This window comes from Candidatus Mycalebacterium sp., from assembly GCF_977828045.1.
Window position 1 is genome coordinate 1 of sequence record NZ_CDWCUL010000001.1, and the last position, 12,999, is coordinate 12,999.

At 47.8% G+C, this 12,999-nt stretch carries 13 protein-coding genes; 6 read left to right on the forward strand and 7 right to left on the reverse strand.

Annotated features, from left to right (window positions below; translation table 11 throughout):
- From ACY430_RS00005 to ACY430_RS00015, 3 genes are all read right to left on the reverse strand, one after another.
- On the reverse strand, positions 1-161 hold a 161-nt coding region (locus ACY430_RS00005; protein ID WP_462136871.1), incomplete at its 3' end, for an AAA family ATPase.
- Positions 162-287: 126 nt separating this feature from the next.
- Entirely contained in the window at positions 288-671 is a 384-nt protein-coding gene (locus tag ACY430_RS00010; RefSeq protein ID WP_462136859.1) for a hypothetical protein, read from the reverse strand.
- Between the two features lie 2 nt (positions 672-673).
- Entirely contained in the window at positions 674-1,285 is a 612-nt protein-coding gene (locus ACY430_RS00015) for a hypothetical protein (RefSeq protein ID WP_462136860.1), read from the reverse strand.
- A 207-nt stretch (positions 1,286-1,492) separates the two neighbouring features.
- Between ACY430_RS00015 and aroQ the strand changes: the two genes are divergently transcribed.
- From aroQ to aroE, 6 genes are read left to right on the forward strand one after another with little or no spacing between them, the layout of a single operon-like run.
- Positions 1,493-1,942, forward strand: coding sequence for a type II 3-dehydroquinate dehydratase (gene aroQ, locus ACY430_RS00020; RefSeq protein ID WP_462136861.1), 450 nt, complete (start codon positions 1,493-1,495; stop codon positions 1,940-1,942).
- 40 nt (positions 1,943-1,982) lie between these two features.
- Positions 1,983-3,701: a single-stranded-DNA-specific exonuclease RecJ gene (recJ, locus tag ACY430_RS00025; RefSeq protein ID WP_462136862.1), complete on the forward strand. Its 1,719-nt coding sequence runs from the start codon at positions 1,983-1,985 to the stop codon at positions 3,699-3,701.
- Positions 3,702-3,718: 17 nt separating this feature from the next.
- A complete protein-coding gene (trkA, locus tag ACY430_RS00030) occupies positions 3,719-5,053 on the forward strand; it encodes a Trk system potassium transporter TrkA (protein ID WP_462136863.1) in 1,335 nt (444 codons plus the stop codon).
- Complete coding sequence (locus tag ACY430_RS00035) at positions 5,050-6,507, forward strand: TrkH family potassium uptake protein (protein ID WP_462136864.1); 1,458 nt, start codon at positions 5,050-5,052, stop codon at positions 6,505-6,507. The genes trkA and ACY430_RS00035 overlap by 4 nt, the downstream gene beginning before the upstream one ends.
- Before the next feature lie 2 nt (positions 6,508-6,509).
- Positions 6,510-7,448: a bifunctional riboflavin kinase/FAD synthetase gene (locus ACY430_RS00040; RefSeq protein ID WP_462136865.1), complete on the forward strand. Its 939-nt coding sequence runs from the start codon at positions 6,510-6,512 to the stop codon at positions 7,446-7,448.
- Entirely contained in the window at positions 7,445-8,290 is an 846-nt protein-coding gene (gene aroE / locus ACY430_RS00045) for a shikimate dehydrogenase (RefSeq protein ID WP_462136866.1), read from the forward strand. The genes ACY430_RS00040 and aroE overlap by 4 nt, the downstream gene beginning before the upstream one ends.
- A 47-nt stretch (positions 8,291-8,337) precedes the next feature.
- On the opposite strand, the gene ACY430_RS00050 is transcribed toward aroE, so the two are convergent.
- The 4 genes from ACY430_RS00050 to ACY430_RS00065 all read right to left on the reverse strand — a co-directional run.
- Positions 8,338-8,796, reverse strand: coding sequence for a very short patch repair endonuclease (locus tag ACY430_RS00050; RefSeq protein ID WP_462136867.1), 459 nt, complete (start codon positions 8,794-8,796; stop codon positions 8,338-8,340).
- Entirely contained in the window at positions 8,765-10,414 is a 1,650-nt protein-coding gene (locus ACY430_RS00055) for a TIGR02391 family protein (protein ID WP_462136868.1), read from the reverse strand. Before ACY430_RS00055 ends, ACY430_RS00050 begins: the two co-directional genes overlap by 32 nt.
- A gap of 3 nt (positions 10,415-10,417) precedes the next feature.
- Positions 10,418-11,461, reverse strand: coding sequence for a DNA cytosine methyltransferase (locus ACY430_RS00060; RefSeq protein ID WP_462136869.1), 1,044 nt, complete (start codon positions 11,459-11,461; stop codon positions 10,418-10,420).
- Positions 11,458-12,999 (reverse strand): hypothetical protein (locus tag ACY430_RS00065; RefSeq protein ID WP_462136870.1); only part of this gene is annotated, 1,542 nt, incomplete at its 5' end. The genes ACY430_RS00065 and ACY430_RS00060, both read right to left, overlap by 4 nt.

Consider the following 12,999-nt stretch of genomic DNA (forward strand, 5'->3'; position numbering starts at 1 on the left):
TTTGACATCCCCGACAAGAGATAAATCGACTCTAAAATTGTAGTTTTTCCACAATTGTTCTTGCCCACAAAAAGGTTAATCCTTTCAAGGTTATCGATCTTTAGCGACTCAATTCCTCGAAAATTTTCTATTTTGATAGATTTGAAAAAATGCTCGCTCATAAAAACACTTCCATACCTACTTGGTTACAAATAATATGCCCCCTCATCCTTACCGTTCTGACAAGCAAAATTCCTATACTATACGGGTAATACTTCAATACCAATATCACGAACGGACAAATTTATCTATCCCGCCCTCTTCATCTCAAACCGCCCGCCCCGTCCGAATGTATTGACGAAGTAACCGCGAATGCGGTTTTGGTTTTCCATGACGCCGAAAAATAGCGCGATCAGGTCGCCCGTGTTGGTTTTTCTTGTGATTGTTACGAGATTTTTTGAGTTTTCGGGAGCGTTTGCGGGATAAGCGACAATCTCACCGGTGATTTTTGACAAACTGTTTTGCGGGTCGGGGTTTGCTTCGCCGGTTGCGGGGTCGATGAGGTAATAAGACTCTCCGCTAATGCGGTTTTCCACCTGCTCAATGATGACCCGGTGCAGACCGCGCTTTTCTTTGCCGTCTTTGCCTACCGGAAACCCTTCAAGTTCCCATTTTCCGGCGATGTTTTCCAAACTTACTGCTTTTCCGCTTCGTCATCCGCAGGGGCGGACTCTTCGGCGGGCGGTTCAGAGGGTTTTTCTTCCGCCTCTTCCGCTTTCGGCTCTTCCGCTTTCGGCTCTTCTTTAGCTTCTTCCTTTACTTCCCCGGCGGGAGCGGTTTCCTCTTTTTTCTCTTCTGCGGGAGGCTCATCCTTTGCTTCCTCAGCCGGAGCGGCTTCCTCTTTCGCTTCCCCGGTCGGAGTTTCCGCCTTTTCTTCCTTCGCCTCAGGCTCCGCCGGTTTTTCCGCTTCAGGCTCTTCGGCCTTCTCCGCTTCTGCGGCGGCTTCGGCTTTCGGCTCTTCAGCCGGAGCGTCAGATTTTTCCTCTTTCGCGGGTTTTTCCTCTTTCTTTTTCTTCGGCGCTTCTTCGCCTTCGGCAACGGGAACGGCTGCTTCGACAGGCGGCGCCTCTTTCGGCTGCTCTTTCACTTCAGGCGGAATGGGCACATCAAGCAGCCCTTCTTTAACAAGAACGATGATTTTATCGCGCCCGTTCACAGACTTCTTGCGCTTTGTTGTCTTTACGGCGTAACGCCCGTCTGCACGCTTGTAGATTATGTGCTCTGCAGTTTTCTTTACGATTTTCATGATTCCCTTTCTCCTTTGTGATACTCGGTTTGATTTGCTCCGCGCCCCAACCGGAGCCCGGAGCAGGCGCTTACTGTATAGCACTCGCGGAACTATACAAGCGCAGAGCCGTGAAAATTCTTGAAATCGCCCGTGAAATAAAGCACAATTGGGGCAAAGGAAATGCCGCCGGTTCGCTTTCCCCCTGAGCCGGTCAGAGCCAAACTAATGAACATACTTATAATTCACGGGCCCAATCTGGGCCTTCTCGGCAAACGGGAGCCGGAGATATACGGAAGCCGGACCCTTGACGACGTAAACGCGGGGATTGCCGCGCTCGCACGGGAAATTGACCCGGATCTGGCTCTTGAATTTTTCCAGAACGACTCCGAAGGCGAAATAGTCCGCGCCATACAAAACGCACTCGGAAAGGTTGACGGAATACTTATCAACCCCGCCGCTTACACGCACACAAGCGTCGCCGTGCGGGACGCCATACTCTCGGTCGGCATACCGACCGTTGAGGTTCACATTTCAAACATTCATAAAAGAGAGGAATTCAGGCACATCTCGTTTGTGTCGCCGGTCGCGGTGGGGGTTGTGTCGGGATTTGGCACGGAGAGCTATGCCCTGGGCTTGCGCGGGCTTATTGAACACCTCAAAGGCGGCGGAAAATAATCGTATCCGCACGCGGAGCCTTTTTAGAAGTAAATCTCAAATGAAATCCAACTGGCTTATAAAAGAGCAGTTTCCTGAACGCAGCGCGGAACTTGCGCGGGAGGCGAAAATCTCGCCACTTGTGGCGCAACTGCTTATAAACAGGGGCATAGAGACCGGTGAGAGCGCCGGGCGTTTTTTGGGCGGCAGTTTTGCGGAACTGCCGAGCCCTTTTCTGATGGCGGGAATGGAAGACGCCGTTGAGAGGATAGAAAAAGCGATCAGCGACGGCGAAGTGGTTGCCGTTTACGGCGATTATGACGCGGACGGCATAACCTCAACCTCGCTTCTGTGCGACTTTTTGAGGGCTCTCGACATTGACACCATCTACTTCGCGCCGCACAGGATAAAAGACGGATACGGAATAAACTCACGCGCCGTTGAGGAACTGGGCAGGCGCGGGGCGACCCTGATTATCTCAACCGACTGTGGAATAACCGCGTTCGGCGAGGTGGAAAACGCCAAGGGGCTGGGAATAGATTTCATAGTTACCGACCACCACTTGCCCGGCGAGGAGATTCCGGACGCAGTCGCAGTCGTAAACCCGAAACTGCCCGGCTGCGGCTATCCGGAAAAAGACATAGCCGGGGTCGGCGTGGCTTTTAATCTCGCTCTCGCGGTGCGGGCGCGGCTGCGCGAAAAAGGTTTTTTTGACAGCAGAACCGAGCCGAACATGGCTCACTATCTGGATTTGGTCGCCATAGGCACGGTAACGGACAGAGTTCCACTCGCGGGCGCGAACAGGATTATGGTCAAAGAGGGAATTAAGAGAATGAAGACCGCTGAAAGACCCGGAATTGAGGCGCTGAAAAAGGTCAGCAGGATAAACGGAGGGTTCAATTCCGGCGACATCGCTTACAGAATGGGCCCGCGTATAAATGCGGCGGGCAGAATAGGCGGGCCCGAAGTCGCGGTTGAGCTTCTGCTATCCGAAAGCGCGGAGCACGCGCGGGAGATAGCGAAAAAACTGGACGAACAGAACAAAACCCGTCAGGAACTTGAGCGCAAAGCGGTTGCCGAAGCGATTGAAATCATAGAGCAAAATCCGGACAGTGCGCAGTCCGCCTGCCTTGTAGTTTCTTCACCGGACTGGCATCCGGGAATCATCGGTCCCCTCGCCTCGCGGCTTGTGGAAAAATACTCCAAACCTGCGTTCGCCATTGCGATAGACTCGGACGGAATCGGCAAAGGCTCCGGCAGAACGATTCCGGCAGTCAATCTTCATGAAACCCTGCGTGCCTGTAGCGGCTCGCTTGAACGCTATGGCGGGCACGCGATGGCGGCGGGGGTTACCGTGCGGAGCGAAAGCATAGACCTGTTTCGCTCCGAGATTGACGCGCATATCAAAAACACCGGTGCGGGAGCGGAAGCGGGCGAAAAAACCTTCCGCATAGATGCGCGCATCGGCATTGAGAGTTTGACCCTTGAAACCGTGAAGGATTTTGAAATCCTTGAGCCGTTCGGAAGCGGCAACCCCACGCCGGTATTCCTTGTTGAAGGCGCAAAAATCGTTTCGCACAGCATCATCAAAAGCGTTCACCTTAAACTTTTTCTGGACTCAGGCAAAGGCGGCGCCCCGATTGAGGCAATGTGGTGGAACGGCGCGGACGGAACGGCCGTGCCCGAAGGGGAAGTGGACATACTGTTTTCGCCCGAAATCACCGTATGGAGAAACAGAGAGTCTCTCACGCTCAGGATTATTGACCTTGAAAGGATATAATCAGGTGGCGCGGTAAAATGAAAAAAATAACCATAATCGGGGGCGGACAGGTTGGAACGCTACTCGCCGAGGATCTTTCCCAGCAGAATGACATCGTGCTTATAGATCACGACCGGGAAAGAGTGAGGAAAATCAAAGACAGGCTGGACATTATGTGTATTGAAGGCGATGCCAGTGAGCCCGCCGTGATTGAGCAGGCGGGAATCAGAGATGCGGACATCGTTCTCGCCGTTTCGGGAGACGACAAAACAAACATCATGTGCGCGATTTCGGCGAGCATTTTAGGTGTTCCCGCGACCGTGGCGAAAGTCAGAAGTCCCGAATACGTGCAATACTCCGAACTACTCAAACAAGACGGCGTTTCCATCATCAACCCCGGCGAAATCATTTCAAAAAATATCCTCGCCGCCGTAACCGAGTCGCATTTCGCGTGGAGCAACCAGAAGATAGCGAGCGGCAAAATAGACCTGTTCAAACTCAGGGTCGGCGAAGAGGGCTCAATGCTGGACAAACCTTTGAGCAAACTTGAAGTTTCCCAGTGGATATTTGTCGGCGTGGCGAGAAAGGGGCAAATGCTTATCCCTTCAGGCGACACCGTTCTTATGCCCGGCGACAGCGTTTACGCGCTCGGAGATGCTTCAATGCTTGACAATCTGACCGAGGCGATGGGGCTCAAAGAGGAAAAACACACGACAAACGTAATCATCATCGGCGCGGGGCGGCTTGGAACACTGGCCGCATCAATGCTTCATAAAAGCGGAGCCACAATCAAGGTCATAGAGAGCAATCCGCAAATCGCGGCGGAACTCGCCGAAGAGGTTCCGGGAATAACGGTGCTTGGCGGAGACGCCACCGATGTCAAGATACAAAAAGAGGCGGGTGTGGAAGCCGCCGACTACATGATAGCGCTCACGGGCGATGACGGGGAAAACATTTTGAGTTCGCTTCTCGCGCGGCGGCTCGGAGTGAAACGAAGTATAGTTCTCTACACAAAACCGGACTATGTGGACGTGCTTGAAACCATCGGGATTGACACCGCCGTGAGCGTGCGCATTTCAGTTGTGAATGAGATTCTGGCGATGCTTGACCTCGGCGGCGGCGCGGCGCGGACAACGCTTCTTGAAGAGGGGCGCGGAGAGATAATGGAATTTGTGGTGGAGGAAAACAGCCAGATACTCGGCACCCCGCTTAAAAACGCCAATCTGCCCGAAGGATGCATTGTGGGCGCGTGTTTGAGAAACAACGAAACGATAATACCTCATGGAAATTTCACTCCGCAGATAAAGGACACTATAATAGTGTTCACCCTTCCCGAGGCGATAAAAAAAGTTGAAAAGGCGTTTTGTAAGTGAACTTCAGGTTCTGCCTCAACATACTTGGCAGTTTTATAAGAATTCTTGGGCTGCTGATGCTCATTCCTGCCGCGTGTTCGCTGATTTACGGTGAGGACGACCTTTTCGCGCTCGTGAGTTCGGCGGCAATTATATTTGTTTTCGGTTTCGTACTCATTCTCGCCACCCGCGGAAAGGGAAAAACAGATGAAATAGAAAGAAGGGACGGATTTCTCATAGCCGTGCTTTTCTGGGTTTCGGCGAGTTTGCTCGGAAGCATTCCATATCTGCTTTACGGAGTGTTCCCCAATCCCGTGGACGCGCTGTTTGAATCAACCGCCGGTTTCACGACAACGGGCGCAAGCGTCATACATGATATTGAAGTGCTTCCGCACGGAATACTTTTGTGGAGAAACCTGAGCCAGTGGCTCGGCGGAATGGGAATTGTGGTTCTTGCGATAGCCGTTCTGCCGCGCCTTTCAATCGGCGGCGGGCGTCTGATGGCCCTTGAAGCGCCGGGCCCCACAACCGAGCGGCTGACGCCCAGAATCGCCGAAACGGCAAAAAACATCTGGCTTGTGTATGTCGCGCTTTCGGTGTTGCTCGCGATTATACTCGCGCTCTCTGGAATGTCCGTGTTTGATTCCATCACGCACTCTTTCAGCACAATGTCAACGGGCGGATTTTCGCCGAACAACATGAGCATAGGACACTACGGAAGCCCGCTGATTGAGGCGGTAATTACCGTTTTTATGTTCATCGCGGGAATTAACTTCGTTGTCCACTACCTGTTGATGAAGGGCAAATTCAGAGACGCGCTGAAAGGAAAGGAATTGAAATTTTATTTCCTTTTCATGGCGGTGATGACCGTGATTGTGTGCATAAATCTCAACGGGACGGGAACCTTTGACAGCTTGGGGGAATCTTTCAGATATGCCGCTTTTCAGGTGGTTTCAATCGGAACAACAACAGGATACTCCTCGGCGGATTTCGGCTCATGGCCCGCGCTGTCAACCTTTCTGCTGATTATTCTGATGGTCGCCGGAGGATGTTCCGGCTCCACAAGTGGCGCGGTCAAGCAGTCAAGAATTCTTGTAATGGCGGCAAAATGCTACCGCGAACTCAGAAAACTGATCTATCCGAGCATGGTTTCGCCCGTGCGTTTTGACGGCAAGCCGCTTGAAGAAGCGGTGGTGTCAAACGTGGCGAGTTTTCTTCTGCTTTACGCCTTTGGAATTATTATCGGCACGGGTCTTATCACCTCCCTTGAAAACATATCGCTGCTCGCGGCTTTTTCCGCAACCGTGTCCGCGATTGGAAATGTGGGACCGGGATTCGGTGCACTGGGACCGTCCGAAAACTACGCCGCGCTCGCGGACTCAACAAAGGGCGTTCTGTCATTGCTGATGATAACGGGCAGGCTTGAGCTTTACACAATACTTGTGCTTTTCATACCCGATTTCTGGAGAAGGTAGGCGTGGAATTTTTTCAGAATTTTTCTTCCATCGGAGATTTTAAAACTGTTTGCGCCCTGGGCAATTTTGACGGTGTCCATCTGGGACACCGCAAAATCATCGCCGCGCTCAAAGAAAAAGCCGCGCAATACGGCGCAAAGTCCTGTGCGGTTACTTTTGACCCTCATCCGCAGAAATTCCTGAAAAACAAAACAGTCCACCTGCTTATGCCTTTTGATGAACGGCTTGAGTTGCTTGAAAAAAGCGGAATTGAAGCGGTGGTGAGGCTTGAGTTTTGCGAGTCCCTGTCGCTTATGTCGCCTGAGCAATTCATAAAGGAGATTATGGTGGAAAAAGCCGGAATGGTGTCGATTGTCGTGGGGCCGCGCTTCGGGTTCGGCAATAAGAGGCGGGGCAATGTTGATTTGCTTGGAAAAATGGGAGACAAGTTCGGGTTTGAAACAGTTGTTCTTGAACCGGCGATGGCGGGCGGCGAAAGGGTGAGCAGTAGTAGAATCAGGGATTTAATTCTCACCGGACACACGGACGAGGCTTCGGAACTTCTCGGATACCGCTACTACATAAAGGGCGTTGTGGACGAGGGGGAAAAGCGCGGACGGGAAATAGGGTTTCCAACCGTAAACCTCAAAACCCCGTGGGAAATACTGCCAAAACCCGGAGTTTACGCAACCGTTACGGAAATTGAGGGGCACGCACGCGAGCGGAGCATAACAAACATAGGCAGTAGACCCACTTTCGGCGGTAACAAGGTGGTTACCGAAAGCCATTTGCTTGATGCCGAAGGGGATTTTTACGGAAAAAAAGCGACCGTTGAGTTTGTGGAAAGGGTCAGGGATGAAAAAAAATTCGGCTCATCGGACGATTTGTCGCGGCAAATAGCCAAAGACATTGAGCGGGTCAGAAACGTTCTGGAAAATAAAACCGGAGGCGGGGAAATTTGAGCGGAAAAACAACACTTTTCGGAATATTCGGGCATCCGGTTTCGCACAGCCGCTCTCCCGACATGCACAACGCGGCGTTTTCCGCGCTTGGAATGAACTGCAGATACGATGCATATAACATCGCCCCGGACAAAATTAAATTCGCGGTGGAAACCATGCGCGCCCTGCCTCTTCGCGGAGTGAACGTAACGGTTCCTCACAAGCGGACGATTATGGACGAAATGGATTTTCTTTCCCCTGAAGCCGAGCTTGCGGGCGCGGTCAACACGGTGAAAAACGATGACGGACGCCTGTCAGGATACAACACCGATATAGACGGTGCGCTTAAAGCGCTTGAGGTTGCGACCGGTTTTGAGCCGGAAGGCAAAACCGCATTCATCATAGGAGCGGGAGGAGCCGCAAGGGGGCTCATTTCGGGGCTTTGCATGAAAAACGCGAAACAGATTTTCATCGCTAACAGAACCGCCGGAAAAGCGGAAGCATTGGGGAGCGAATTCGCCGGAAAATTCTCAGGAATTAAAATTGAAATTTCGGATTTGCGAAGTAAAAAGACCTCGGAATTGCTTGCCTCCGCCGACATTCTCATAAACTGTTCATCGGCGGGAATGGAAGGCAACGAGCCGCTTGATTTGCCGCTTGAAAAATTCACGGGCGCGTTCGGGGTTTACGACCTTGTTTACAAACCGCTTCTGACCCCACTTGTGGCGCGCGCGCGCGAACTTGGAATAAAAGCGGAATCGGGGCTTGAAATGTTGCTCTATCAGGGAGCGAAATCTTTTGAAATCTGGACGGGCATGGACGCGCCGGTTGAGGTGATGAAAAAAGCGCTCGGAGAGGGGTAGGAAATTAGACGGAGATAGACGGAGCGATTGAACAAAGCGGGTGAGGTTTATGCGACACCTACAAACTTGTCAAGCTTGTTAATCTTCCTTTGAAGAAGTTTCTTGTCTTTTAATTCGCATTCCCATATTCGCAAAATATTCCAGCCTTTGTTTTTAATGGTTCTGCTTACTAACCTGTCTCGTTTCTTGGTTCCTTCAATTTTCTTGACCCAAAACTCTCTGTTGTTTTGAGGTATTTCTCCGTGTTTAGGGCAGTCGTGCCAAAAACATCCGTCAACAAAGATTACCACCTTGTCTTTTGGAAATGTAATGTCGGGTTTGCCGAAAATTGGATATTTGCGCCGCCAACCAGTTAAATGGGTTTGCTTTAGTATTTTAATCAATTTGCCTTCGGTTGATTTGTTTCCGGTGGAACGCACTCTGCCCATAAGCCATGAGCGTTTCTGTTTTGAATAGACATCAGCCATTTTTTTGTTATTTTGTTGCAGATTTCTTTTTTGACACATAATTTTTCTTTGATTTATCAACTCTGCGTAACAAAAAAGAAATCAAACTTAGAACATCAAGACAATCGTCTTCATTGAAAAACTTTCTAACATCTTTAGATGTGCTATGAGAGACGGGATTTCGAAAAGAACTCACCATACCTGCTGACAATAATTGTTGGCCTTTTTGAATATTCTTTTTCGTTTTTGGTTTTTGAAAAGGAGTTTGAATTTCCAAAATGGGATTGGGTTCAGAGAAGACTTTATTAAATAGAGATTCCCCATCAGCGTCAACGTTCGACTTTTTTGCAACCTTATCCTGATAAATCTGCTGTCCATCCTTAGCGGCTTCGAGATACTGACGATTCTTATAGAAATCAATCAATTCATTTTGAAGATCCTTGTGAAGATGTCTCCAGTGATAATTGGGATAAAGTGGAACGATCTTTAATAAACTGTCAAATATCTTTTCCGAATCTTTTTCTCCGATTGCTGAAATATCCCCTATCGTCCGGAAAAAGGTTGTCGCACTCCTTTTAGTGTCTTCAGACATTGAAGAAAACCACTTCTCAAGAGGAAAACCAGATCTTCTACAAAACTCTTTATCTTTCTTCTCTTTACGTTTTTTCCTCCATTCCCTTTCAATCTGCCCTATACAACCTTTTAATTTTGCATGCAAAACACTCATTTTGGGGTGTTCCCAGTTCAAACTCTGCCTGTTCGTTGAAATTACATCTTCGGAAAGATCGTCAATAAAATCGATTTCCAACCAACCACTCAAATAAGAATAAAAATGACTTGATGTGCTCTCGGCAAACTGATAGGGAGACTGAACTAATTTTCGCCGAGAGAACAAAGTAACACCTCTCGCATTTGTATTTGGTTTAATAGGATCTTTAGAAGCAATGATATTTCCTCTAATCTTCCATTTTTTTAGATACCCTAAATGTTTAATTCCCTTCAAACCATTTGGGAAATTCCACTCAAATTCTGGTTCCAACAAATCAAAGCGCATTTTATTTTCCACATTAATTTTTCGGTTCTCATTGTGCTTAACAGACACCTTAAAAGTTTTGTCTACTATAAAAAACCTCGCTATGCCAGAAGCAAGATCTTTCGCTGAAAATTGACTCCGGCGTTTGATCTTTTCCAGTGTTACAATAGTTCCGTCCTTCCTTGTTGAAGATTGATCTACAACCTGATGGTCAACAAAATACTCTCCTTTTGAATCTATTATTTTTTTCCAGTCCATCTTAAAAACATTTCTCTTCTTATCCTTGACAGTATCTACTGTAATCATTTTCACTATTCCGAAAAATGAGAGTTTTCCCAACCCCTTTTTGCCTATGGGCTTTCGTTTTTTATTAGGCGTAAATTTGTTCCCTTCTTCCCTGCGATTCCGACCTATAACAAGAAATTTATCTTGAATATCATCACGTGACATCCCCGAACCATCATCACTAACCACGATTTTCTTTTCATCCTTATCGTGTAATTCCACATTTACATTTTCAGCATCAGCATCATATGAATTTGCTATTAACTCACTCAAAACTGGCGGAAGGGTGGAATACATCCTTACTCCAAGGTGCTCTATAACCTTGGGGTCAAATGTCATTGTCAATTGTTTTTCTGGCATAACTTAACTTTCGCAGATGGATTTTCCTATCCTATAGGCAAGTTGCGGGGGTACGGCATTGCCTATCAGTTTAGATACAGTATTTGAAATCTTGCATTTAAAAATATAATCCGGTGAAAATGTTTGCAGGGTCGCGCCCTCTTTTAGAGATAACCCCCTGTTTTCGTCAGGATGGGCAAAGCGACCGTTGGAAATCCCATTAAATCGCGTAGTAATTGTTGAAGCAGGCTTTTTCCACCTCAACCTTCCATACACATCTCTAAAAGAGTTATCTTTGCCCTTGTAAGCCTCTATTTGGAGTTCCGGGTCGTCTTTCCATGCGCTTCTTGTACCACCATTTTTTGGTGTAACCCTGAGACGTCTTAAGTTTTTTGCGGATAAATCCGCCACCATATCCATGAAATTATTTTCATCCCTGTGTCCGGATTGAAGAGCAGGAAATCCGTTGTGGACACCGATAAAATTTTCGAGAACGGACTCACTCTCCGGTTTGGGAAGGCTAATTGACTTATTTACTCTGGAAGCAACTAAAACAAACCTCTTTCTACTTTGCGGAACTCCGTAATACTTTGCATTTATAACATCATCGTCTATTTCATATCCGTTTTTCCTGAGTTTCCTACAAAACTCACCAAGTCCGCTTTCTGATTCTTTTCTTTTGATTCCGGGAACATTCTCTATAACCACATAACCCGGCTTGTAATAAGAGACAAAACGCCAGAAATCCTCAAGCAATCCCTTGCTTCCTTCCGATGACCTCCTGTTAGTATTCAAAATACTCCAATACTGACACGGGCTACACCCTATAAAAACTAAATTGTCATCATTGCGTTTAATTCCACACTCTTTTTCCAAAAAAGTTCTTGGAAGTTTCCTTATATCCTTAAGAAAAAATCTGGATGCGGGATGGTTTGCTTCATATGTTTCTCTGCAATCCTCATCTATATCAATGCCAGCGACAACGTGTATATCCGCCATTTTCATGCCCTGCGACATACCGCCCGCGCCACAAAAGAAATCAACGGCTTTTAGAGAGGCCTTCTTCATCTTCCCACTCCCAACTTGTCAATCAAAGTTACAATGTGTGTGGCTATTGCAGATGAAGCAATCCTTAAAACTTTGTCCGGATCGTATTCTTCCTCCTCTTCTGAATCATGAACAAGTTTCTTGTACATGGCCAAAGTGAGAATGCCGACACCATACTTGAAGCGATGCATTATTATTTCTCTCTCATCCTCATCGCTTTCTTTGGTAAGAAGAGAAGAAAGATATCTGTTGCCCTTGTTGACATATATGATCAAAGATTCTCCCTTGTGCACCATTGCGCCCGACTCTTTGTCAAACTCGTATTCATCCCATTCTTCCTCCTCCACCCATACGATGTCGGGGAAATCTTTGGACGGAGCAGTTTGTGGCTTTGTATCCCCAGTATTTCCAGAGGGCTTGGAGACCGGTTCTTCTGGAGCTGTGATTCGAACTTTGACACTAAAAATCAGGGGGTCAACCCTGCTTGAATCGTCAAACCCAAATTCAACGGTAATTTCATCCCCCTCTTTGGCGCCTTTTGGAGGGCTTATCTTTACACGGAGTTTTCCATTGCGAAGGGATGCCGAATTTGGCAGAACGCTTGCAGGGGGATACACAAATTCTCCACTATCGTTTTCTCTTGTCAGGTAATCATTACCAGCATCAGTTGAACATTCTATTCTTCTGTAAGTATTAATGGGAACGCTCTTTACATCGTCTTCTTCCAAATTTAGTGGGTTTAAAAATGAGGGGAATTGTTCTCCCTTGTAGGAATCATCTCCTCCGGAAACCTGAGTTTCATCTTCAACAACGGCTCCCACATCAAAGAGTTCCTGCAGGTCTGGGCTGTTTTTTATAAGACCAGAGAGAAATTCTTTGCTTGACTCATCGTCTATTTGATCGGCTACGCGACGGCTTCTTACTTCTCTTGCATAATTTCTGAGATTCCCATCTTCCCTTAATGCGTCAATGACTATTTTCTTCAATTCCCTTGTAAGTTCTATGTCCGACATCCGTTCTCTGTCGGGCTTAAAGACCGCCGAGCGAGCGGTATTGTCCATTTCATTGCAATCAATTTGAACTATCAAATTATTCCTCAAGTCATCAAGGTTTGCTTTCCCTAAAAAGCTTCTTCTCTCCTTTGCCTGAGATTGACCGTTGATTGTATAAAAACCTCTGTAACGATAGGTTTTCAAATAATCCTTCAACCGTAATCCGAAATACCATATGCGGATTGTCCCCAAGCTGGAATTTTCAGAATTTGTTATAAGGCCGTCAACCTCAATCTTGCTTTCCTGATCACCTTCTTCATCGCCGCCCAAAAGAACCGTTTTCATACCGGAAAAGGTTCTTGGTGCTATACCTTCAGACCTCAGACCACCTTTCGTCGGCTGGGCATCAAAATCATAAAGACGAACGGGTAGAGCGCAATCAATAAGATTTGTCGTCAAAGCGTTATGTAAACCCAAATCAACCGCGCGAGCACCGGGACCTATGTCATATTCATACAATTTTACTATACTGCCACCTTCCCGAAGAACCCCTATGTCTTCTCTACC